The organism is Roseospira goensis (assembly GCF_014197795.1).
Classification (GTDB): Bacteria; Pseudomonadota; Alphaproteobacteria; order Rhodospirillales; family Rhodospirillaceae; genus Rhodospira; species Rhodospira goensis.
In genome coordinates this window covers 1-22911 of record NZ_JACIGI010000038.1, presented here as the reverse complement: position 1 = coordinate 22911, position 22911 = coordinate 1, and the positions used below count along the sequence as shown (strand labels likewise).

Sequence of the window (22911 nt, the reverse complement as noted above, 5' to 3'; positions counted from 1 at the left end):
GCCCCCGGGACGATGCGAGGAGACTGCCGCGATGATCGACCTCCTGCTGCCCCTCGGCCTGGGCTTCATCATGTTCTCGATCGGCCTGGGCCTGCGGCTCGACGACTTCACCCGCATCCTGCGCCAACCGCTGGCGCTGGGGGCCGGGCTCGTGAACCAGATCGTGCTGTTGCCGCTGATCGGGGCCGGGCTGGTGCTGGTCTATCTGGCCGGCGACGGCGCGGCCGCCGCCGGCGCCACCGCGCCGGTGTTCGCGCTCGGCATCATGGCGCTGGCGGCCTGCCCCGGCGGCATCACGTCCAACCTGCTCACCGTGCTGGCCGGCGGCAGCGCGGCGCTCTCGGTCTCCATGACCGCGCTGTCCAGCCTGATCGGCATCGTCACGGTGCCGCTGGTGCTGGGCCTGAGCCAGGGCCTGCTCCTGGGCCAGGCGGAGGCGGTCGCGCTGCCGCTGGAGCGCATCCTGGTTGGGGTGTTCGGGGTCACCGGGGTGCCGATCGCGCTCGGCATGCTGCTCAACGCCCGCGTCCCGCGTGCCAGCGCGGCGGTGCGGCCGAAGGCGCGCGGGCTGGCGACCGGCATCTTCGCGGTCATCGTGATCGGCGCCTTCGTGGGCCAGCGCGAGACCATGGTGGCCCACATCGGCGACATCGGCCTGATCGTGCTGGCGCTGAACGGCGCCACCATGGCGGGCGGACTGCTGACGGCGTGGCTGCTGCGGCTGCGTCTGGCCGACACCCTGGCGATCGCCATGGAGGCGGGCCTTCAGAACGTGGCGCTGGCGATCTTCCTGGCCACCAGCGTGCTGGGCCGGCCGGAGATGGTGGTGCCGGCGATCCTGTATGCGCTGATGATGAACCTGACGGCGGCGGCGCTGATCGCCTGGGGCCGCTGGCGGGCGCGCGCCCTGGCCCGCGCGGGCGCGGCCGGTTAGAGCCGATTGTTCGAAATCGGAACCACGACGTGGTTCGGATTGATCGCGTGACCCCGCCCTGCACTCTTTGAGTCAGGGCAGCGGGCGGGCGCCGTCGACCCAGTCCAGCAGGTCGTGCAGGTGGCCGTCGCGGATGCCCAGGTCGTCGAGATGGTCCACGGTGCTGGCCAGGTAGGCCCGGGCGGTGCCGCGCGGCCCCTCGCCCTGGCGGATCAGGCGGACGCGCTCGGGCAGGTCGAGATGACCGGCATACTGGGGATGGTGCGGATCGGCGACGAAGGTGTGACAGGCGACGCGGCGGCCGTCGTCGAGCACCGCGCCCACCCGGCGCGGCCGATAGGCGTAGGTGGTCATTTCGCGTTCGTGCAGATAGTCGCGCACGGCGCGCCAGTCCGCAGCCGCCACCCGGTAGGCGAGTCCGCGGCACGATCCCCGGCCGCGCAGCCCGAGCACCAGGCCCGGCCGCTCCGGCGTGCCGCGGTAACGCAGCGAGACGACGCACATGTCCCGATGGTAGCCGCGCAGCAGCGCCGCCCGTCGCTCCTGGAAGGGAAAGCCCGGGTTCCACATCAGCGACCCGTAACCGAAGACCCAACGGTCGCCGGCCTCGGCCTCCTCGCCCCAGGTGGCGGGGGCGGGCGACGGCTCCTGGTCCTGCGGCATGGCGAGTCTCCCTGGGGGCGCGGCGTGACGGCTGGCGCGGGGCGGCGGCGATTCCTATAGTGGGGCCCGCCGCGTGGGGCAGGCCGCGCATGGGCCCCGTGCCGTGCATAGCAGACCCACGACCGGGGCGCCAAATCCGCGCCGCCGCGCGCCGGGCCTCGGTGACCGGCTCGCGTGCCCCCTCTCTCCGTCCAAGGCCCGGAGGACCCGCCATGCGCCGCCCGCGTTCCGCCGGCCGTTCGACCGATGGCAAGCCCCCCTCGACGCCCCGGCCCGGTGCGCAGCGCGCCGACCGCGGCACGGCGCGGCGCCCAGGGCAACCGTCGTCGGGGCATCAGTCGTCGGGGCATCAGCCGGGACGTCAGCCCGGACGGCGGCCCGCGCGAGCACGGCGCCGCCTGCCCCCGGCCGTCGGCTGGACCGTGCTGCTGGGTTTGGCGGTCCTGCTGTATGTCGCCTACTGGGCCTACGCCGGCCTGATGCTCAAGCGTGGCGTGGCGGCGGCGGTGGCGGCGCAGCAGGCGGAGGGCGTGGACATCACCCACGGTCCCGCCGAGCTACACGGGTTCCCGTGGCGGATCGCGGCCACCCTGACCGACGTGCGCGCCCGGGCGACGCCGGCACGCGGCGGCTGGACCTGGCGGACCGACACCCTCACCCTGGCCCTGCGCCCGTACCAGCCGCATGTGGTGCGGGTCGACCTGGCGCAGGCGCCGCATCGCCTGAGCTGGCCCGCCGGGGCGCGGCCGTTCACCGTCACGGCGCAGGCCGCGCGCGCCGAGGTGGCGGCCACGCTGGCCGGCGAGGGTCGGCTGAAGGCGCTGTCGGTGGCGGTGGAGGACGCCCGGGCCGAGTCGGAGACCGCGACCGCTCCGAGTCCGGCCCCGCTGCCGGCCACGCTCGGCCGCCTCACGGTCGACTATCGTCACAAGGCCCTGCTGGACCCCGGGCCGCGCGACGTCACCCGCACCCTGAGCCTGGCGCTGGACGATCTGGCGCTGTCACCGGAGACCCGGCTGCCCCTGGGGCCGGACCTCTCCACGGTGCGGCTGGAGGCCGCCGTGCTGGGTGACGTGCCGGCGGAGCGCGCCCCGATGGACGCCCTGCGCCTGTGGCAGGTGGAGGACGGGCGGGCGCGGGTGGATAGCCTGACGGTGGCCTGGGGACCGCTGCGGATGGCGGCGGCGGGTACGCTCGGGCTCGACGCGGCGCTGCGCCCGCGCGGCACGCTCGATACCCGTATCGCCGGCTTCCCGGCGGTGATCGACGCGCTGGAGAACCAGGGCTTGGTGCGCGGCCGCGACGCCACCATGGCCAAGGTGCTGCTGGGCGGCATGGCCCGCCCCGGCCCGGACGGCGCCCCCCGCCTGGAGGTGGCGCTGACCGCCCGCGACGGGGTGCTGTGGGCCGGCCCGATCGCGCTCATGCCGCTGCCGCGCGCGCCCTGGGTGTCGCCCGGGGCGCCGCGCGGGGTGCCGGCGGTGCAGCCGGGCTTCAGCATCGACCGCGACGGCACCATCGTCCCCGACCGTTAGCGCCGATCGCTCGAAATCGGAACCACCGGGGTGGGGCCGATTTCGACCGTGAACCGGCTCTACATTATTGATTTTACAGCCGATTGTCGCGACAAACCGACATCGCGCCGCGAGTCCGGTCCGGCGCAATCGGCTGTAGGTGGCGGGCGGGGCCGCGGCGGATCCCCGAGGGGTCAGGCGGCGCCGTAGTTCTCGCCATGAATGTATTCGTCGCGGTCCTGCAAATCTCGCGAGAGCTGCTCGTGCATGGCGCGGTGCAGGTCGCGCATCGAGACCATCGCCACCACTCGTTCGCCGTCGACGATCGGCAGATGGCGGAAGCCCCGGGTCTGCATCAGGTCCAGGGCCGTGCTGGCGGTGGCCTCGGGCGGTAGGGTGTGAGGATCGACGGTCATGATCTCGTCGACCCGCGTCGCGGCGGGGTTGCGGCCGGCCGCCACCACCCGGCAAGTGATGTCGCGTTCGGTGACGATGCCCTTCAGGCGTTTGCCGTCCATGACCAGGACGGCGGCCACCCGGTGGGTGGCCATGGCGACGGCGACCTCGCGGGCGGTGGCCTCCAGCCCCACGCTGATGAGGACGCTGGTATTGACGATCCCGGGGACGAGTTTGCGGAGCATCCTGGAACCTCCCTGGTGTCCGGTCCCGGTGCCATGTCCCGGCCTTCGCCCTGTCCCGCCCCGCGAGGCGCGGCGGGCCGGGCGATGGTGGGCCGTGGCGCCCGGCCCGGCGTCGATGGCTGGCCCGTTTTATGTTGGCCGGCTCTTGTCCTGACACGTCAGGACAAGAGCCATACGCCGCGTCGCGGCGCCGGTGCGGTCGCACCGGCCGGCCGACGCATGCCGTCTGTTCATTCGTCGGCCGGTCTTACGGGTCCGTTCCGGTCAGTATAAGCCGACTTGGGGACTCGGACAACGGAGCCGCCGGCCGTCGTCAGCGGCGCCCGGAGCCCGGCCGCGCGCCCGACTCCGACTCGGCCCCCGGCCCCGACTCCGACCCCGGCCCCGAGCGCGGGTCCGGTCCCGGGGCATCGCCGCCGTGCGGCGGCACCGTGCGGCCGAGCTGGGCCTCGCGCCGCAGGATGTAGAGCGCCGAGCCGATGATGACCGCCGCCCCGACCAGGGTCCAGGCGTCGGGAATCTCGGCGAAGACAACGACTCCGATCAGCGTGGCCCACAGGATCTGACTGTAGTCGAACGGGGTCACCAGGGTGGCCTCGCCCTCGCGGTAGGCCCGCACCGCCAGGTACTGGCCCAGGCTGGCCGCCGCCCCGATCAGCACCAGCAGCCCCCAGGTGCCCGGATCGGGCCAGCGCCACACCATCGCCGCCGGCACCGCAGAGGCCAGCACGGCGCCGGTGGCGAACCACATCAGGATGGTCAGCGGCCGCTCGGTCGCCGACAGCAGCTTGACCATGGTCAGCGCGCCGGCGATGAGGGCGGCCGAGGCCAGGGCCGCCAGCGCGTCCAGATCGAGCGCCGTCGGGTCCGGGCGCATCACGATCAGGACGCCAAGAAAGCCGACCGCGGTCGCCAGCCCACGGCGCCAGCGCACCACCTCGCCCAGGATCAGGATGGCCAGCACGATCATGAACAGCGGGCGGGCATAGGTGATGGAGATGGCCGCCGCCAGCTCCATGTTGGTGATGGCGTGGAACAGGCAGAACATGGCCAGGATGCCGAAGGTCACCCGCAGCGCGTGCAGCCCGGGCCGCCGGGTGTGGAAGATGCCCAGCCCCTCGCGCCGGATGAACGGCAGTAGGAACAGCAGCCCGAACACGCAGCGGAAGAACACCACCTGAAAGCTGTGCAGGTCGCTGCCGACGGCCTTGATCATGCCGCCCATGGTCGAGAACACCACGGCGCTCAGCAGCATGAACAGGGGGCCACGGGCGTTGCCCGGCAGCGCCTGCCACCAGGCAAGCACGGGAGGGGGCACGGGACATCCTCGGACGGGGGCGGGCCGGACGGCGGTCCGACCCCGGGGCGCCGGCGGTCACACCGACGTTGCGGTCAGCCTACCCCGCCCGGTTGCGCGCTGGCGATGGCTTTCGCGCCTCCCGGTCGACGGGGCCGGCATGCGCCCACCTCATGGCTGGCCCCGCGTCGCCCCGATCTCAGCCGGCGGGGGTGGCGGTCGGGGTGGGGGCGTCGTCGCCGCTGCCCGGCTCCAGCCGCGTCGCCGGCAGCCGCACGGTGGCGGTGGTGCCCCGGCCCGGCACGCTGTCGACGGTGAAGGTGCCGCCCAGCGCACTGACCAGCGTCTTGACGATGGTCAGCCCGACCCCGGAGCCGGGCAGGTCGAGCACGCCGGCGGTCTCCGGCCGGGCGGGATGATGCACCGGATCGAGGATGGCGCGCACCCGCTCGCCCGGGTGATTGCCGCCGCTGTCGGCCACCTCGAAGGCCAGGCCGTCGCGATCCAGGCGCGTGCTCAGCGTGATCCGGCCGCCGGGCGCGGTAAACGCCAGCGCATTGGCCAGCAGGGCGTCGAGACTGTGCCGCAGGGCCTGCTCGTCGAGTCGCAGGCGCAGGTCCGACAGGGCGGGATCGTCGTGCAGCGACAGCGTGATGCCGGCCGCCGTCGCCTGCGGCAGGGCGCGACCGACGGCCTCGGCGCACAGGGTGTGGGGCGCGCGCGGCCCGGCGGCGGCGCGATGCAGCGGATCGCTTTGATGGGCCACGTCCAGGACGACGGCGAAGACCGATTCCATGTGGCGGCCGGCGCTGACGATGCTGTCGAGGTAGGCGCGTTGCGCCGCCGACAGCGGGCCGGCCACCCCCATCTCCAGCGCCTCGGCGTAGCCGATCACGCTGTTCAGGGGTGTGCGGAGCTGGTGGCTCATGTGCATCAGGAAGCGGTCCTTGGCGGCGTTGGCCTGCTCCGCCGCCTGACGGGCGTGGGTCAGCGCGGTCTCGGCCGCGATATCCTGGATCAGGCCCACCAAGCCGGCCACGGTGCCGTCGCGGGCGTGCAGGACCCGCTTGCGGAAGCGCGCCCGGGTGCGCGTGCCGTCGGCATAGCGCACCGTGGTCTCGTAGACCTGCACGCCGCCCTCGGCCAGCAGGGCGCGGTCGCGGGTCTCGTGGGCGTCGGCCGCCGCCCCCGGCACCAGATCGCGGACCCGCCGCCCCAGCAGCCCGGCGCGCGGCAGCCCCATGACGGTTTCGGCGAAAAGGGTGTTGCAGGCCCGGAACGCCAGGGCGGTGTCCTTGACGTAGACGGGCAGGGCCAAAGCCTCCAGCAGCGCGGCCGGATCGACCGCGAGCCCGAGATCATCGTTGCCGGCCGGAGCCGGTTGGATCCGCTGGCGGTTGTGTGCGCTGGTCATGGTATCGGCTCCCCGTTCGCCGCGTCGACCGCGCCTGTCCTGCGGAGCGGCGGCACCGCCGTATCCGGAGGACGCCGCCAGTATGCGCCAGATTCTGGGGCGCGCAAACCGTGACCGCGCCGGACCGGGCCCGGTCGCCGCCACGGTTGGCCGGATTCGACGTGCCATCGCCTGCAAATCCGGTATGCTGCGCGAAAGACGGAGGCGGCCGCCGGATGCGGTGGCGGTCCGCCCCGGTCCCGACCCCGCATCGTCACGCAGCGTCACGGAGCCGCTCTCATGCCCCCTCTGAACGCGATCCGCGCCTTTCTGCGCCTGGAGGCCGCCGGCGGCATCATCCTGATCCTGGCCGCCATCCTCGCGCTGGCGGTCGCCAACTCGCCGCTCGCGGCGGCCTACACCAAGTTCTTCGAGACCCACCTGATCATCGGCTTCGGGCCGTACACGCTGGACAAGGCGCTGATCCACTGGGTCAACGACGGCCTGATGGCGGTGTTCTTCCTGCTCGTGGGTCTGGAGATCAAGCGCGAGGTCATGCGCGGCGAACTGTCCACGCCGGCCAAGGCGGCGCTGCCGGTCATCGCCGCCATCGGTGGCATGGCGGCGCCGGCCCTGGTCTACGTGCTGTTCAATCTGGGCGATGCGGTCACCCTGCGCGGCTGGGCCATCCCGGCGGCCACCGACATCGCCTTCGCGCTCGGTATCCTGATGCTGCTGGGCTCGCGCGCGCCGCTGTCGCTGAAGATCTTTTTGACCGCGCTGGCGATCATCGACGACCTGGGGGCCATCGTCATCATCGCCCTGTTCTACACCGACGACCTGTCGATGGTGGCGCTGACCCTCGGCCTGGTCTGTGTCGCGGCCCTGATCCTGATGAACGTCGCCGGGGTGCGCAAGACCGCCCCGTACGTGATCGTCGGCATTATTCTGTGGGTCTGTGTGCTGAAGAGCGGCGTCCACGCCACGCTGGCCGGCGTGGCCCTGGCGCTGGCCATTCCATTGGGCGAGCGCGGCAAGGACTATCGCGATCTGGCCGGGGACATGGAGCATGGACTGCACCCCTGGGTGGCCTACGCCATCCTGCCTGTGTTCGCCTTCGCCAACGCCGGCGTGTCGCTCCAGGGCCTCACCCTGGCCGACCTGATGGCCCCGGTGCCGCTGGGCATCGCGCTGGGGCTGTTCGTCGGCAAGCAGGCCGGGGTCATGGGCGCCATCTGGTTGGGCATGAAGGCGCGGCTGTGCCGGCCGCCGGAGGACGTCACCTGGGTGCATATCTACGGCGTGGCGCTGCTCACGGGCATCGGCTTCACCATGAGCCTGTTTATCGGCACGCTGGGCTTTGAGCATTACCCCCAATACGCCGACGACGTGCGCCTCGGGGTGCTGGGCGGCTCGGTGCTGTCCGGACTGGCGGGCTATCTGGTGCTGCGGCTGGTGGCGCGGCCGGCGCTGGCGGTGGGCGCCACCCCGGCGGCCGATCCCCGACCGGCGGAGTAGACTCGGGCGTTCGCCGGCCGCGCGCCTGGGTCCTTGGTCCCACGCAGGAGCGTGGGACCGAGAAGGGTGGACCTGTCTCGCGCCCACGCTCCCGCGTGGGCGCCCGGGAGGACAAGCGCACGGTCCCACGCCGGAGCGTGGGACCGAGAAAGAAACCGAGTCTCGCGCCCCCGCTCCCGCAGGGGCGCCGGTGGTCTCCTACTCCGCCGCCGCGGCGGCCTGCTCCGGGAACAGACCGGCGAGGCCCTCGGCGCTGGCGGCACACACCCCGCGCTCGGTCACGAGACCGCTGACCAGCCGCGCCGGGGTGACGTCGAAGGCCGGGTTGGCGGCCGGGCTGCCCTGCGGGGTCACGGTGATCCAGGCGGTCTCGCCCGACTCGAGCCGCCCCCACAGGCGGCACACCTCGCCCGCGCCGCGATCCTCGATCGGGATTTCGGCCACGCCGTCCCGGACGGTCCAGTCGATGGTGGGGCTGGGCAGCGCGACATAGAACGGCACCTCGTTGTCCCGGGCAGCGAGGGCCTTCAGGTAGGTGCCGATCTTGTTGCAGACGTCGCCGGTCGCGGTGGTGCGGTCGGTGCCCACGATGCAGACGTCGACCTGGCCGTGCTGCATCAGGTGGCCGCCGGCGTTGTCGACGATCACGGTGTGCGGCACGCCGTGCTGGTTCAGTTCCCAGGCCGTCAGGCTGGCGCCCTGGTTGCGCGGCCGGGTCTCGTCGACCCAGACGTGGACCGGGATGCCGGCGTCGTGCGCCTTGTAGATCGGCGCCAGCGCGGTGCCCCAGTCCACCGTCGCCAGCCAGCCGGCGTTGCAGTGGGTCAGCACGTTGAACCGCTCGGGCTTGCCCTTCTGCTCCCACAACGCCCGGAAGACCCCGAGGCCGGCCTCGCCGATGGCCGCGTTGAGGGCCACGTCCTCGTCGCAGATCGCGACCGCGCGCGCCAGGGCGGCGCCGGGGCGCTGCTCCGGGGGCAGGGGGGCCAGGCGGCCGCGCAGGTCGTCCAGCGCCCAGCGCAGGTTGACCGCCGTCGGCCGGGTGGCGAACAGCCGGTCGTAAGCGGCGGCGAGGCCGGCGTCCGAGGCGTCCTCGCGCATCGCCAGCGCCAGGCCGTGGGCGGCGGTGGCGCCGATCAGCGGCGCACCCCGGACCAGCATGTCCTTGATCGCCCGGCAGGCGTCATCGAGGGTGGCGAGCTGGGCGATCTCGTAGTGGTGCGGCAGCCGGGTCTGGTCGATGATCTCCACCGTGCGGCCGTCCTCGGCCAGCCAGATGGTGCGGGTGGGCGTGCCGTTGACCTTCATGGCGGGGCCTCCTCGGTGGTCTGCCTTATGCCAGCACCCGGCCGGCGATGGCGTCGAGCTTCGCCATCAGCGCGGGGTCGCGGGCGTCCGGGTGGGTGATCAGGGCGGTGTCCAGCGCCGTGTGGCAGCCCTTGTCGCAGGCCGCGGTCCGGCCCGACAGGCGCGGGGCCACCGCCTTGACCAGGGCACGGCCCTTGTCGGCGTTGTCCATCAGCACCTTGACGATGGCCTCGACGGTCACGTGATCGTGGTCCGGGTGCCAGCAATCGTAGTCGGTGACCATCGCCACCGTGCAGTAGCACATCTCCGCCTCGCGGGCGAGCTTGGCCTCCGGCATGTTGGTCATGCCGATGACGTCGCAGCCCCAGGCGCGGTACATCTCGCTTTCGGCCCGGGTCGAGAACTGCGGTCCCTCCATCACCAGATAGGTGCCGCCGCGCTGGTGCGGAATGTCCAGGGTGCGGCAGGCGGCCTCGACCGCGTCGCCGAGGCGGCCGCAGGTCGGGTGCGCCATCGAGACGTGCGCCACCAGCCCTTCGGTGAAAAAGCTTTTCTGGCGGGCGAAGGTGCGGTCGATGAACTGGTCGACGATCACGAAGGTGCCGGGCGGCAGGTCGGCGTCGAGCGAGCCGACGGCGGACACCGACAGGATCTCGGTCACCCCGGCGCGTTTCATGGCGTCGATGTTGGCGCGGAAGTTGAGATCCGACGGCGGGATACGGTGACCGCGGCCATGGCGCGGCAGGAACACCATCGGCTGCCCGTCCAGGTCCCCGAACAGCAGCTGGTCGGAGGGCGCGCCGAACGGCGTCTCCACCGTTTCCCAGCGGGTGTTGGTGAGACCGTCGATGTCATACAGGCCGGACCCGCCGATGACGCCGATGACCGGCGGGGTGTTCTGGTGCGCCATGTCGTAATGCTCCCTCGCAGGCGACAGGATGGGAGCGCATCCTAGAGCCGATCGCGGCAAAATGGAATCGCGGCGTGCGTCGTTTCGGACAGTGAATCGGGCCTGGAATCAGGTGGTTAGAGGGCACCGTCCGGAGGCGCGATGCCGTCGCGGTCGCGCCGGGCGCACGCCGGCCCGGGGATGCGCAGGCTTGCAGAGGCGGCTGTGGCGGCGTACCTCCGAAGGCATTCATGACCGGAGGTTCCATGTCCCCCACAGGCCCGTTGATCGGCATCACCGCCGACGCCGAGGAGGGCGGCGGCTATTCCGCCCTGCCCTGGTACGCGCTGCGCCAGAACTACGCCGACGCCGTCGCGGCGGCCGGCGGCGTGCCCCTGATCCTGCCCCACCGGCCCGCGCTGGCGGCGCGCTACCTGGACCTGATGGACGGCCTGCTCATCACCGGGGGCGCGTTCGACGTCGACCCGGCCCTGTTCGGGGCCGAGACCCGCCACGACAGCGTGACCTTGAAGGCCGGCCGCACCGACTTCGAACTGGCGATCCTGCGCGGCGCCCTCGCGCGCGACATGCCGGTGCTCGGCATCTGCGGCGGCCAGCAACTGCTGGCGGTCGCGCTGGGCGGCACCCTGATCCAGCATATCCCGGACGCGGTGCCCAACGCCCTGGCCCACGAGCAGCCCAACCCGCGCACCGAGCCGGGCCATGTCGTCACCCTGCGGCCGGACAGCCTGCTCGGCCGCATCACCGGCCAGGCCACGGCGGCGGTGAACAGCGCCCACCACCAGGCGGTCGCGGCGGTGCCGGCGCCGGTGATCGTCAACGCCTGGACGGCCGCCGACGGCGTGATCGAGGGGATCGAGGACCCGACCCGGCGCTTCTGCCTGGGCGTGCAGTGGCATCCGGAATACGCCATCGACCCGGCCGACGACGCCATCCTGCGGGCCTTCGTCGCGGCGGCGCGGCGCTAGCCCGCCTCAGGGGCCGAACAGGGTGGCCGAGCAGACCAGGGAGTCGGCCGTGACCCGGGCCACCAGCCGGCCCAGGGTGGCCTCGCCGTCGGTGTCGGTGGGGCCGGTCCGGAACACCGGAAACGCCGGGTCGGCACGGTCGTCCAGGGTGCGGGCCAGGTCGGTCTCCGCCGGCGGGCTGGGCCAGGTGGTGGCCGCCAGCGCCGCGATGCGGGCCTGACGGGCCGCCGACGAGGCGGTCACGATCTGGTCGTCGGGGGCCCCCCACAGGGCGTGGTTGGCATGCAGCACGGTGGGTCCGCCAGGGTCGGCGGCGGTGCCCTCGGCGGCCGTCTCCAGCCCCAGCAGGCCCTCCCCGGGGCGCGCCAGCAGGTGGTGGAAGGCGCCGGCGGCGGGTCCCGCCTCCAGCAGCGCGCGCGCCTCCGCCAGCGTGCGGCCGGCCAGCGCGGCGCGGCAGCGCACGATGCGCGGCACCCCCAGGCCCGGGCGAACGGCGCGGATGTTGTTGACGGTCTGCACCAGGCCGGCGTCGGTCCAGGCGAAGGCATGGCCGGCCGGAGAGCCCGGGTAGCAGAACGCAGTGAAGGCCGGCGCGTCGTCGGGCTCGACGCGGGCCAGGACGACGCCGCCGCGCAGTGCCGGGGCGCCGTCCTCGTTGTGGGCCAGCACGCCGCCGCCGGCACCGTCGCGCCAGGCCACGGTGGTGCAGCCGTCGGCGCCGGCGTCCGGCGCGACCGGCCACAGCACCCCCGGCAGGTCGCCGCGGCAGGCCCAGGCGAACACCGGACCGAACGCCAGCCCCAGCCCCTCGGCCAGACCCTCGATCTCGGCGGCCACCGCCGGGTGGTGGCGGCGGGTGGCGGCCTCCAGCGCCGCCAGCCGATCGGAGCCGACGAAGGCGGCGGCCGCCTGCCAGGCCCGCGTGTCCACCAGCCGGGCGTGGGTGGCGGCGCGGCCGGCCGCGCCCAGGGCACGACCGATGTCGGTCGGCGATCCGGCGGCAAAGACGGTGGGCTCCGCGCCGGTGACGGTCACCCGGGGGCGGACGGTCATCCCGGGCTCAGTCCGCGCAGCCGCTCGCCGCGTCGGCGCAGCAGCTCCAGGGTCAGCAGCAGCAGCACCGAGACACAGATCAGCAGCGTGGCGACGGCCAGGATGGTCGGACTGATCTGCTCGCGGATGCCGGCCCACATCTGGCGCGGGATGGTGCGTTCCTCGAATCCGGCCAGGAACAGGACCACCACCACCTCGTCGAAGCTGGTGATGAAGGCGAACAGGGCGCCACTGATCATGCCGGGCAGGATCAGCGGCATGGTGACCTTGAAGAAGGTGGTCGTCGGCGGCGCCCCCAGGCTGGCGGAGGCGCGGATCAGGTTAGTGTCGAACCCGGCCAGGGTGGCGGTCACGGTGATGACCACGAACGGCGTGCCCAGCGCGGTGTGGGCCAGGATGATGCCGGGCAGGGTCTGGGCCAGCCCGATGTCGGAATAGAAGAAGTACATGCCCGCCGCGGTGATGATCAGCGGCACGATCATCGGCGAGATCAGCAGCCCCATGACCAGGTTGCGCGCCGGCATGTGGGTGCGGGTGAGCCCGAGCGCGGCCAGGGTGCCCAGGGTGGTGGCCAGGATGGTGGCGCAGATGCCCACGATGAAGCTGTTCTTCATCGAGTGGATCCACTGCTCGTTCTCGATGATGTCGCGGTACCAGCGCAGCGAGTAGGCCGCCGGATCAAACGCCAGCATGCCCTCGGTGAAGGTGAAATAGGGCTCGGCGTTGAACGACAGGGGCACGATCACCAGGATCGGCATGATGAGGAAGAACAGGATCAGGCCGCACAGGACCCGGAAGGCGTAGAACCAGATCCGTTCCAGCGGACTCGCATAGGGCGGCAGTTCGGTCATGGTCGTCCCCCCTCGGCTCAGCCGAACTTCATCTTCTCGACGCCGATCAGGCGGTTGTACAGCCAGTACAGCAGCAGCACGCCCACCAGCAGCAGCGTCCCCAGGGCCGCCGCCAGTCCCCAGTTGAGGGACTTCTGCATGTGGTAGGCGATGAAGTTGGAGATGAGCTGGCCGGTGCGTCCGCCCACCAGGGCCGGCGTGATGTAGTAGCCCACCGACAGGATGAACACGAGGATCGAGCCCGCGCCCACCCCCGGCATGGTCTGCGGCACATAGACCTCGCGGAACGCCCGCGCCGGCGTCGCCCCCAGCGAGCGGGCGGCGCGCATGTGGCTGGGCGAAATGGTCCGCATCACCGAATAGATCGGCAGCACCATGAACGGCAGCAGAATATGCGTCATGGCGATGATGGTGCCGAGCTGGTTGTAGATCATCTGGATGCGGCCCTCGTCGGACACCAGGCCGACCCAGACCAGCACGTCGTTGATGACGCCCTCGGTCTGGAGCAGCACGATCCACGAGGTCGTGCGCACCAGCAGCGAGGTCCAGAACGGCAGCAGCACCAGGATCATCAGGATATTGGACTGCCGCATCGGCAGCGTCGCCAGCAGATAGGCCACCGGGAAGCCGAGCAGCAGGCACAGGCCGGTGACCAGGCCGCTGATCCACAGCGTCCGGCCGAACATGAAGACGTAGATCTGTTCGCGCTCGGGCTGTTCGACGATGTCGCCCTGCCAGTCGTAGCGCAGGTCGAGCGCCGCCAGGAAGAACGACAGCGTGTAGCGCGGCGCCGCCTGCTGGATGATGCCCCAGGTCTGCGGGTCGGCCCAACGCTCGTCGATGGCGATGAAGGTCTCCCGCCACGGCGGCTCGCCCCGGCGTGCGATGGTGCGCGCGGTCTTGGTGATCAGGCTGCGCAGACCGCCCTGTTCGTAGTTCAGGCGGGTGCCCACCTTGGCGATCTCGCGGACCTCGTACTGCTGGATCATCTCCTCGGCGAGGGTGGCGAAGACGGCCTCGTCGGGCACGCTCGCACCGTCCCACTCGGCGTCCAGCAGCGCCACGGTGCGCGGGATCTGCTCCTGGAGCACCGGGTTGTCGACGGCCCGGAACAGCATCATGCCGATGGGCGCCAGGAAGGTGACCAGGATGAACCCCAGCAGCGGCAGCACCAGGGCCACCGCCACCAGCTTCTGACGGCGGTTGACGCGGGCCAGGGTGGTCTTGAGCGGCACCCCGTCGTTGGTGCGCAGCACGCCGTCGTCGGGCGGAGCGGCCGGCGGGGCGGCGGGGGTCGTAGCCATGGCGATGCTCTTCGTGGGGCTTGGGAGGCACGACGCGTCATCGCGCGGCGCCTCGGCGCCGACGCAATCCACATGAGGGCGCGGCCCACATGAGGGCGGGGCGATGCGCCCCGGATCGCGTCGCCCCGATCGGGGGATCGGGGCTCGCGATGACGGGTCCGGCGGGGTCAGGGGGCGGCGGGGCCTACTGCACCAGCCACGCGTTGAAGCGCTCGTTCATCTCGTCCGCGTGGTCGGCCCACCACAGGAAGTCGTTCTGGAGCGCGTTCTTGAAGTTCTCGGGCGCGGTCGGCATGTGCGGCCCCATCGGGATGCCGGCTTCGGCATGGCTGCCGATCAGCGGCACCGACGACTGGCGCGCCGGGCCGTAGGAGATCCATTCGGCCTGCCGGGCGATCTGTTCGGTGGCGGTCGAGAACTTGACGAACTCCCAGGCCAGGTCCTTGTTGGGCGCATCCTTCGGGATCACCCACAGGTCCAGGTCCCAGACCTGGCCGTCCCAGACGATCTCGAACGGCTTGTCCTCCACCGCGATGGCATTGAAGATACGGCCGTTATAGGCGGTGGTCATGGCCACCTCGCCGTCGGCCAGCATCTGCGGCGGCTGGGCGCCGGCCTCCCACCAGACGACGTGGTCCTTGATCTTGTCGAGGACGGCGAAGGCCCGGTCCACGCCTTCGGGGGTGGACAGCACGTCATAGACGTCGGCCGGGGGCACACCGTCGGCCATCAGGGCGAATTCGAGGTTGGCCTTGGCGATCTTGCGCATGCCGCGCTTGCCGGGGAAGCTCTCGACGTCGAAGAAGTCGGCGATGGTGGTCGGCGGGTTGTCCGGGAACTGGGTCTCGTCGTAGGCGTAGATGTTGGTCCACACGATGGTGGCCACCGCGCAGTCGTGCAGCGTGCCCTGGATGAAGTCGTCCTCGGCCGGGGTGCCGTCGGGGGCCGGCGGCAGTTCGTCCAGCGGCATCAGCTCCAGCAGGCCCTCGTCGCACAGGCGCACGGCGTCGGACAGTTCGACGTCCACCACGTCCCAGGTGACGTTGCCGGACTCGACCTGCGCCTTCACCGGGGCCACGTTGCCGTCGTAGTCGATGGAGTTGATCTGGTTGCCGGTCTGCTCCATCCACGGCTTGTGGTAGGCCTCGACCTGACTCTTGGTATAGGCGCCGCCCCAGGAAACGACGTTCAGGGCTTCGGCCGCCAGCGCGCTGCCGGCGGTGCCGGCCACCGCCAGCGCGCAGGCCGCGGCCAGGGTGACACGGAGACGGGTGGCACGGAGACGGCTGACACGGAGATGGGGGGTCGAAAACGGCATCGGTTGGGTGCTCCCTGTTCCTGTCTGTCGGCACGGCGGCCGCGGGGCCGCCATCGCCGCTTGATTGTTTTGTTATGCCGAGTTCTGGGTCTGGCGCGGCGCGTCGTGCGTCCCGCGCGGCCCGGGGCTTCTGCCCCGGGGTCTGCCGGCCGGCCGGCCGTCTCTACTGCACCAGCCAGGCGTTGAACCGCTCGTTCATCTCGTCGGCGTGGTCGGCCCACCAATAGTGATCGACCTGAACGGCGTTCTTGAAGTTGTCGGGCGCGGTCGGCATGTGCGGGCCCATCTCGATGTCCGCTTCGGCGTGGGTGCCGATCAGCGGCACCGACGACTGGCGCACCGGCCCGTAGGAGATCCACGCCGCCTGGTCGGCCAGCGGCTGCGTGCCGGTGGCGAACTTGATGAAGTCCCAGGCCATCTCGGCGTTGGGCGCGCCCTTGGGGATGACGAACATGTCGATGTAGAACACCTGGCCGTCCCAGATGATCTCGAACGGCTTGTCCTCCATCGCCACGGCGTTGAAGATGCGGCCGTTGTAGGCGCTGGTCATGGAGACCTCGCCGTCGGCCAGCATCTGGGGCGGCTGGGCGCCCGCATCCCACCACACGACGTCGTCCTTGATCTTGTCGAGCATCGCGAAGGCCCGGTCCACGCCCTCGGGGGTGGACAATACCTCGTAGACCTCGGCCGCCGGCACGCCGTCGGCCATCAGGGCGAACTCCAGATTGGCCTTGGCGGTCTTGGCCAGCCCGCGCTTGCCGGGATAGGTCTCGGTGTCGAAGAAGGCGGCGATGGTCGATGGCTGCGCGTCGTCCGCGAACTGACTCTTGTCATAGGCGACGGTGGTGGACCAGACGATGTTGCCGACGCCGCAGTCCATCAGGGACCCCTGGATGAAGTCGTCCTCGGCCGGGGTGCCGTCGGGCGCCGGCGGCAGTTCGTCGAGCGGCAGCACCTCCAGCAGGCCCTCGTCGCACAGCCGCACGGCGTCGGACAGTTCGACGTCCACCACGTCCCAGGCCACGTTGCCGGATTCGACCTGGGCCTTCACCGGGGCGACGTTGCCGTCGTAGTCGATGGAGTTGAGCTCGTTTCCGGTCTCTTCGATCCAGGGTTTGTGGTAGGCTTCGACCTGGCTCTTGGTGTAGGCGCCGCCCCAGGAGACGACGTTCAGGGCCTCGGCCGCCAGCGCGCCGCCGGCGGTGCCGGCCACCGCCAGCGCGCAGGCCGCGGCCAGGGTTAGGCGGACCCGCGGATTCGTCGGATGCGTCATGGGGGTACCTCCCGGTTTGTGCTTCTGATGGGCTTTGCCGCGTCGGCGCCCCGTCGGCGCCGCGGCGCGGCGAAGCCGCGTAAGGCCTTGATCCTGATTCGTCGGGATCAAGGCCGGCCAGGATCAGGCGTCGAGCGCCCGGCAGTCCTCGGCGTACCAGCCCACCTGGAGCCGCTCGCCCGGCCGCAGGTGGACGTGTCCGGACCAGTTCGGCACCTTGACGATGAAGTCGTCGTGCCCGCACACCCGCATGCGCGAGCGGATGTGGTCGCCGACGTAGATGACCTCCAGCACCTCGGCGTCGAACACGTTCGGCACCTGCGCGGGGTCGGGGTTGATCGACACCCGCTCCGGGCGCAGCGACATCAGGGTGCGCCCGCCCTGGCCGGTGGTGCGGACGTTGGTCGCCCGGATCATGTCGCCGCTGTCGGCGCGCACGGCGCACTCGGGGCCGTCGACGGCCTCGACCCGGCCCAGCAGCTTGTTGTTCTCGCCGATGAACTGGGCCACGAAGGCGTTGCCCGGGGCCTCGTACAGGGTGGCGGGCTCGTCGAGCTGCTGGATGATGCCATCGTCGAACACCGCGATGCGGTCCGACATGGTCAGGGCCTCGGTCTGGTCGTGGGTGACGTAGACCATGGTCACGCCCAGGTTCGCGTGGATATGCTTCAGTTCGTATTGCATCTGCTCGCGCAGGTTCTTGTCGAGCGCCCCCAGCGGTTCGTCCAGCAGCACCAGGGCCGGTTCGAACACCAGCGCGCGGGCCAGCGCCACCCGCTGCTGCTGACCGCCGGAGAGTTGCGCCGGCCGGCGGCCGCCCAGATGGCCCAGTTCCACCATGTCCAGCGCGCGCTGGACCCGGGCCTGCATGTCGGCCTTGCCGACGCCGCGCACCTTGAGGGGGTAGCCCACGTTCTCGGCCACGCTCATGTGCGGGAACAGGGCGTAGTTCTGGAACACCATGCCGATGCCGCGCTTGTGCGGCGGCACGTGGGTGATGGACTGGCGGCCCAGCAGGATCTGGCCGTGGGTGGGGCTCTCGAAGCCGGCCAGCATCATCAGGCAGGTGGTCTTGCCGGACCCGGACGGACCCAGCAGGGTCAGGAACTCGCCCTTGGCGATCTCCAGCCACAGGTTCTTTACGACCAGTGTTTCGCCGTCGTAACTCTTCTGGACGTCCTCGAACCGTACGAACGGGTCGTTCGTCTCCACCATGCGTGCCTCGCCCTGCTCCCAGTGAGACGGGTCCGAACCCGGGCGCCGGCCCGGCGGTCCAACACCCTGTCCAACCACCCTATGCAACCACCCTGTGACGCGACTCCGGTGGCGCGGCGTCAGGTGCCGAACCCCAGGGTCGCTTTGTTGACGGAGGACGGTAGCATGCCGTTCAAAAAAAACAACGGTCCAATGCGGGGCTTTCAAATAGAGAGACAGGGGACGGGGAGGCGTCGCTTGGGCCAGTAGAGAGGGAGGGGCCGAAATGAGTATTCCTTCACTGCAAGAGATTGTCGCGGGGACCTGTGGGCCGGTCAATGTCATGCGAAATGTTCGCGGCGGCCGTGCTGCATTTTCACCTAATCCTCTGAAAACGGCTTCCGCACCATCGACTTGCCTGTGTCCGCCGCTGCCCACGCGGTGAGCGGTCTGCCCAAGGTGTTGTTATGGATCGCCTAACATTCATGCATGTGCCGGGGTCCGACCGGCGGACCGGCGTCCTTCGAATGGCGGGACCGTGCCGGCGCGGGCCGGGGGGGCCGATCCGGGCGGCCGTGCGCGGGCTGATCGGGGCGATCGCGGCCGGGATGATCCTGACGGCGGCCGAGTCGGCGGAGGCGGCCTGCCCGCGCGACCGTCTGGTGGTGGCGCTGGACATCGGCCATGGTCCGGACAGCCCGGGGGCCACCAGCGCCCGCGGCCGTCCCGAGTACGCCTTCAACCGCGACCTGACGCTGCGGCTGCGCGACCAGATGCACGCCGCCGGGATCACCGGGGCGTTCCTGGTCACCACCGCGGACGGCGGGGCGCCGGGCCTGTGGGACCGGCCCCGGATCGCCGGCGCGCGCGGCGCCCACGCGCTGCTGTCGATCCATCACGATTCGGTGCAGCCGCAGTTCCTGGAGACCGGCACCCTCGACGGCCGGCCGGCGCGCTACAGCCGCCACGCCCGCGGCCATGCCCTGTTCGTGTCGTCGAAGAACCTCTACGCCGCGCGCAGCACCGTGCTGGCCCGCGCCATCGGCCAGGCCCTGACGGACTGGGGCCTGACCCCGACGCTGCACCATGCCGAACCGATCGCGGGCGAGAACCGGCCGCTGCTGGACGAGGCGCTGGGGATCCACGACTTCGCCGATCTGGTGGTGCTGAAGGCGGCGCCGATGCCGGCGGTGCTGATCGAGGCCGGCGTCATCGTCCACCCGGAGGAGGAACTGGAGGCCCAGGACCCGTTCCGTCAGGACCTGGTGATCGACGGCATCGTGCGCGGCCTGCTGGCCGCCTGCCCCGAGTTGCTGGCGCCATGACCGGCGCGGCGGGCGGGCGGGCCGTCAGGCGGTCTCGCCCGCCGCCGTCAGCGCCAGATCGTCGCGGTGCACCAGTTCGTCCGGGCCGCGATAGCCGAGCACGGCCGCGATGTCGCCGCTGCGGCGGCCCACAAGCTGGCGCGCCTCGTCGGCGGGGTAGTTGCACAGGCCGACCCCCAGGGCGCGCCCCGAGCCGTCCACGATGCGCACCGGCGCGCCCTTCTGGAACGCGCCGTCCACGCCCGTCACCCCGGCCGGCAGCAGGCTCTTGCCGGCCAGCAGCGCCCGCACCGCGCCGGCGTCCAGCACCAGCCGGCCCTCGGGCTTGAGCGCCCCGGCGATCCAGCGCTTGCGCGCCGCGCGCGGCTCCTGCGCCGGCAGGAACCAGGTGCAGGGGCCGCCGGCCTCCAGCGCGCCCAGCGGCCCCAGCCCCTTGCCCGGCGCGATCGCCATGGCGCAGCCGGCATCCATGGCGATGCGGGCCGCGATCAGCTTGGTGACCATGCCGCCGGTGCCCATCGTCGACCCGGCGGTGCCGGCCATGGCCTCGATCTCCGGGCTCAGCTCGCGCACCTCGTCCAGGCGCCGCGCGGTCGCGTCCTGGCGCGGATCGGCGGTGTACAGGCCGTCGATGTCGGACAGCAGCACCAGCGCATCGGCCGAGACCATGGCCGCCACCCGGGCCGCCAGGCGGTCGTTGTCGCCGAAGCGGATCTCCTGGGTGGTGACGGTGTCGTTCTCGTTGACCACCGGCACCACGCCCAGCGCCAGGAGCTGGTCCAGCGTCTTGCGGGCGTTCAGGTAGCGCCGCCGGTTCTCGCTGTCGTCCAGGGTCAGCAGGATCTGGGCCACCGGGATGTCGTGATGGGCGAGCGCCTCCTGCCAGGCGTGCGCGAGCCGGATCTGGCCGGTGGCGGCGGCGGCCTGTTTCTCTTCCAGCCGCAGCGCGCCGCCATCATGGCCACTCAGCCCGAGGATGCGCCGGCCGACGGCGACCGCGCCGGAGGAGACCAGGATCACCTCCTGGCCGCGCCGGCGCAGCAAGGCAACCTCGTCGGTCAGCGCGTCCAGCCAGGTGCGGTGGGTCTTGCCGGTGCGGTCGTCGACCAAGAGGGCGGAGCCGATCTTGACCACCAGCCGCCGCGCCGCGCGGATGCGTCCGGCGGCGGCGACCCCGGCGAGGGGCTGGGACGCCGCGGCGGCGGGCGCGGCGTCGCTGCTCATGGCGTCCACCCGGCGGGGCCGTCTTCTTCCAGGTCGGCGGGGTCCGCCTCCGCCATGGCCGCGCGCGCGGCGGCGCGCCGCGCCAGCACGGCCGGCAGCAGGGCGCGCAGGGCCTCGGTCACGCCGCGGCCGGCGGCGCTGGACAGCACCCCTACCGCCTGACCGCAGGCCGCCTCCAGGGCCGCCTTGCGCTCCGCAATGATGTCGTCGGTGAGGGCGTCGGCCTTGGTCAGCGCCACCAGCTCCGGGGTCTCGGCCAGCCCGCCGCCATAGGCCGCCAGCTCGCTTCGGACCGTGCGGTAGGCGTCGGCCACGGCCACGCCGTCGGTTTCGGTGCCGTCCACCAGGTGCAGCAGCACCGCGCAGCGCTCGACGTGCCCCAGGAAGCGCGTGCCCAGGCCGGCGCCCTCGTGTGCGCCCTCGATCAGGCCCGGGATGTCGGCCAGGATGACCTCCTGATCGTCTACCGTCGCCACGCCCAGGTTGGGATGCAGGGTGGTGAACGGATAGTCGGCGATGCGCGGCCGCGCCCGGGTGACGGTGGCCAGGAAGGTGGACTTGCCGGCGTTGGGCAGCCCCACCAGGCCGATATCGGCGATCAGCTTCAGCCGCAGCCACACCCAGCGCTCTTCGCCGGGCCAGCCGGAGCCGGCCTTGCGCGGCGCCTGGTTGGTGGAGGATTTGAAGCGGGCGTTGCCCGGCCCGCCGTCGCCGCCGCGGCACAGGGTGATGGTCTGCCCGGCGTGGGTCAGGTCGGCCAGCAGGGTCTCCTTGTCGTCGGCGAGGATCTGGGTGCCGACCGGGACCTTGATGGTGATCGAGGCCCCGCCCTTGCCGGAGCGGTTGGCGCCCATGCCGTGCTGACCGCGCTTGGCCTTGAAGTGCTGCTGGTAGCGAAAGTCGATCAGGGTGTTGAGGTTGTCCACCGCGGTGACGGTGACGTCGCCGCCGCGGCCGCCGTCGCCGCCGTCGGGGCCGCCGAACTCGACGTACTTTTCGCGCCGGAACGAGACGCAGCCGGGGCCGCCGTCGCCGCTCTTGACGAAGATCTTGGCCTCATCGAGGAATTTCATGACGACTCATCCGGCGTGAATCCGTGGCCCGGCGCATGCGGGGCTCCAGGGAGGCCCCGGAGAAAGCCCCGGAAAACGACCGGCGTCGGCAGGGCGCCCTCCGGCCACGCAAAAAACCGGCCACGCAAAAAAGGGGAATGGCGACCCATTCCCCTTGCGCGCCCGGTGCGCGCGCCGCCCGGTGCCGCCCCAGGGAAGCGGCGCGACGGCCGGCGGCGGTGTCTCGGGAGGCTACTCCGCCGCCTCGGCGACCGGCGGGTGCGGCTCCACCGACACGAAGGTGCGGCGCTTGAAGCCGCTGCGGAACTTCACCCGGCCGTCCACGAGCGCGAACAGCGTGTGGTCCTTGCCCATGCCGACGTTGTCGCCCGGGTGCCACTTGGTGCCGCGCTGGCGCGCGATGATGTTACCGGCCACGACGATCTCGTCGCCGTACTTCTTGATACCGAGACGGCGGCCTTCCGAATCGCGCCCGTTGCGCGACGAACCGCCTGCCTTCTTGTGAGCCATGGTGCTCTCTCCGGATTACGCGAACGGTGCCCAGGATCCCGGCGGCGCGGCGGCGCGCCCGGGGGTGGCGGACGGCGGCCTCACCCGGCGATGTCGGTGATGCGCACGCGCGTCAGGGTCTGGCGGTGACCGTTCTTGCGGCGGTGGTTCTGGCGCCGCTGCTTCTTGAACACGATCACCTTCTTGTCCTTGAAGGTGCGTTCCACCGTGGCGGAGACCGAGGCACCCGCGACCGTCGGCGTGCCCACCGTGTCGCCGACCATCAGCACCTCGTCGAAGGTGATGCTGGCGCCTTCGTCGGCCTCCAGCTTCTCGATGTCGAGCACATCGTCCTTGGCGACCCGGTACTGTTTGCCGCCGGTCTTGATTACTGCGAACATGGTGTCACTCGCACGGACAGGAAGGAAGACAGAGCAAAGCCGGGCCGCACCTGGACGGGGCGGCCTCGGGAGCGCGACACCATACGCGGACCGCGGGCGGAGTCAAGGGTCATGTCGCAGCGGCCTGTCTGTTGCCGTTATGAACGGGACCGCGGGCGGGCGCCGAAAAAAGGTTCATGACGGAAAATCGGGGAGGGGCGGACAACGGGACGGTCTGACACACTGGTAGTTGCGACACGACACAGACTGCCAGGGAGGCC

21 protein-coding genes are annotated in these 22911 nt (G+C 71.6%); 5 read left to right on the top strand and 16 right to left on the bottom strand.

The genetic code is table 11. The features are described from left to right. The first annotated feature begins 31 nt into the window (after positions 1–31). A complete protein-coding gene (locus GGD88_RS15975; protein WP_184437282.1) occupies positions 32–934 on the top strand; it encodes a bile acid:sodium symporter family protein in 903 nt (300 codons plus the stop codon). 72 nt (positions 935–1006) lie between these two features. On the opposite strand, the gene GGD88_RS15970 is transcribed toward GGD88_RS15975, so the two are convergent. Continuing rightward, positions 1007–1597: a gamma-glutamylcyclotransferase gene (locus GGD88_RS15970; protein ID WP_184437280.1), complete on the bottom strand. Its 591-nt coding sequence runs from the start codon at positions 1595–1597 to the stop codon at positions 1007–1009. 422 nt (positions 1598–2019) lie between these two features. Here GGD88_RS15970 and GGD88_RS15965 point away from each other — a divergent pair, with 422 nt between their 5' ends. After that, the gene (locus tag GGD88_RS15965) at positions 2020–3132 is read left to right on the top strand and encodes a DUF2125 domain-containing protein (protein ID WP_184437278.1); all 1113 of its coding nucleotides are present in this window, start codon (positions 2020–2022) and stop codon (positions 3130–3132) included. 173 nt (positions 3133–3305) lie between these two features. On the opposite strand, the gene GGD88_RS15960 is transcribed toward GGD88_RS15965, so the two are convergent. The 3 genes from GGD88_RS15960 to GGD88_RS15950 all read right to left on the bottom strand — a co-directional run bounded on the left by GGD88_RS15960 (position 3306) and on the right by GGD88_RS15950 (position 6463). Next, a complete protein-coding gene (locus GGD88_RS15960) occupies positions 3306–3752 on the bottom strand; it encodes a CBS domain-containing protein (RefSeq protein ID WP_184437276.1) in 447 nt (148 codons plus the stop codon). Positions 3753–4065: 313 nt separating this feature from the next. Then, entirely contained in the window at positions 4066–5070 is a 1005-nt protein-coding gene (locus tag GGD88_RS15955; RefSeq protein ID WP_184437268.1) for an EamA family transporter, read from the bottom strand. Positions 5071–5248: 178 nt separating this feature from the next. After that, positions 5249–6463, bottom strand: coding sequence for a PAS domain-containing sensor histidine kinase (locus GGD88_RS15950; protein WP_184437266.1), 1215 nt, complete (start codon positions 6461–6463; stop codon positions 5249–5251). A gap of 279 nt (positions 6464–6742) precedes the next feature. On the opposite strand from GGD88_RS15950, the gene nhaA reads away from it, so the two are divergent. Beyond that, the gene (nhaA, locus tag GGD88_RS15945) at positions 6743–7960 is read left to right on the top strand and encodes a Na+/H+ antiporter NhaA (RefSeq protein ID WP_184437264.1); all 1218 of its coding nucleotides are present in this window, start codon (positions 6743–6745) and stop codon (positions 7958–7960) included. A 198-nt stretch (positions 7961–8158) separates the two neighbouring features. Here the strand turns inward: nhaA and mtnA are convergent, their stop codons facing one another. Both mtnA and GGD88_RS15935 read right to left on the bottom strand, forming a co-directional pair. Next, entirely contained in the window at positions 8159–9268 is a 1110-nt protein-coding gene (mtnA, locus tag GGD88_RS15940; RefSeq protein WP_184437261.1) for an S-methyl-5-thioribose-1-phosphate isomerase, read from the bottom strand. Positions 9269–9293: 25 nt separating this feature from the next. Beyond that, positions 9294–10178 (bottom strand): S-methyl-5'-thioadenosine phosphorylase, encoded by an 885-nt coding sequence (locus GGD88_RS15935; protein WP_184437259.1) that lies wholly within the window; start codon positions 10176–10178, stop codon positions 9294–9296. 245 nt (positions 10179–10423) lie between these two features. Between GGD88_RS15935 and GGD88_RS15930 the strand changes: the two genes are divergently transcribed. Further along, positions 10424–11146, top strand: coding sequence for a gamma-glutamyl-gamma-aminobutyrate hydrolase family protein (locus GGD88_RS15930; RefSeq protein WP_184437257.1), 723 nt, complete (start codon positions 10424–10426; stop codon positions 11144–11146). A 6-nt stretch (positions 11147–11152) separates the two neighbouring features. On the opposite strand, the gene GGD88_RS15925 is transcribed toward GGD88_RS15930, so the two are convergent. The 6 genes from GGD88_RS15925 to GGD88_RS15900 all read right to left on the bottom strand — a co-directional run bounded on the left by GGD88_RS15925 (position 11153) and on the right by GGD88_RS15900 (position 18160). Next, the gene (locus tag GGD88_RS15925; RefSeq protein WP_184437255.1) at positions 11153–12199 is read right to left on the bottom strand and encodes a C45 family autoproteolytic acyltransferase/hydrolase; all 1047 of its coding nucleotides are present in this window, start codon (positions 12197–12199) and stop codon (positions 11153–11155) included. Further along, entirely contained in the window at positions 12196–13050 is an 855-nt protein-coding gene (locus GGD88_RS15920; protein WP_184437253.1) for an ABC transporter permease, read from the bottom strand. Before GGD88_RS15920 ends, GGD88_RS15925 begins: the two co-directional genes overlap by 4 nt. A gap of 17 nt (positions 13051–13067) precedes the next feature. Then, on the bottom strand, positions 13068–14354 hold the full coding sequence (locus tag GGD88_RS15915) for an ABC transporter permease (protein WP_184437251.1): 1287 nt from the start codon (positions 14352–14354) through the stop codon (positions 13068–13070). A 184-nt stretch (positions 14355–14538) separates the two neighbouring features. Beyond that, complete coding sequence (locus GGD88_RS15910) at positions 14539–15672, bottom strand: ABC transporter substrate-binding protein (protein ID WP_184437249.1); 1134 nt, start codon at positions 15670–15672, stop codon at positions 14539–14541. A gap of 163 nt (positions 15673–15835) precedes the next feature. Then, positions 15836–16945 (bottom strand): ABC transporter substrate-binding protein, encoded by a 1110-nt coding sequence (locus GGD88_RS15905; RefSeq protein ID WP_184437247.1) that lies wholly within the window; start codon positions 16943–16945, stop codon positions 15836–15838. 123 nt (positions 16946–17068) lie between these two features. Beyond that, on the bottom strand, positions 17069–18160 hold the full coding sequence (locus tag GGD88_RS15900; protein ID WP_184437245.1) for an ABC transporter ATP-binding protein: 1092 nt from the start codon (positions 18158–18160) through the stop codon (positions 17069–17071). A 554-nt stretch (positions 18161–18714) separates the two neighbouring features. Here GGD88_RS15900 and GGD88_RS15895 point away from each other — a divergent pair. Then, positions 18715–19464, top strand: a complete 750-nt coding sequence (locus GGD88_RS15895; RefSeq protein WP_184437243.1) for an N-acetylmuramoyl-L-alanine amidase — start codon at positions 18715–18717, stop codon at positions 19462–19464. Between the two features lie 24 nt (positions 19465–19488). On the opposite strand, the gene proB is transcribed toward GGD88_RS15895, so the two are convergent. The 4 genes from proB to rplU all read right to left on the bottom strand — a co-directional run bounded on the left by proB (position 19489) and on the right by rplU (position 22651). Then, the gene (gene proB / locus GGD88_RS15890; protein ID WP_184437241.1) at positions 19489–20688 is read right to left on the bottom strand and encodes a glutamate 5-kinase; all 1200 of its coding nucleotides are present in this window, start codon (positions 20686–20688) and stop codon (positions 19489–19491) included. Next, complete coding sequence (gene obgE, locus GGD88_RS15885) at positions 20685–21761, bottom strand: GTPase ObgE (RefSeq protein ID WP_184437239.1); 1077 nt, start codon at positions 21759–21761, stop codon at positions 20685–20687. The genes proB and obgE overlap by 4 nt, the downstream gene beginning before the upstream one ends. Before the next feature lie 231 nt (positions 21762–21992). Further along, positions 21993–22271: a 50S ribosomal protein L27 gene (gene rpmA, locus GGD88_RS15880; RefSeq protein WP_184437237.1), complete on the bottom strand. Its 279-nt coding sequence runs from the start codon at positions 22269–22271 to the stop codon at positions 21993–21995. Between the two features lie 80 nt (positions 22272–22351). Then, positions 22352–22651, bottom strand: coding sequence for a 50S ribosomal protein L21 (rplU, locus tag GGD88_RS15875; protein ID WP_184437235.1), 300 nt, complete (start codon positions 22649–22651; stop codon positions 22352–22354). Between the last annotated feature and the right edge of the window lie 260 nt (positions 22652–22911).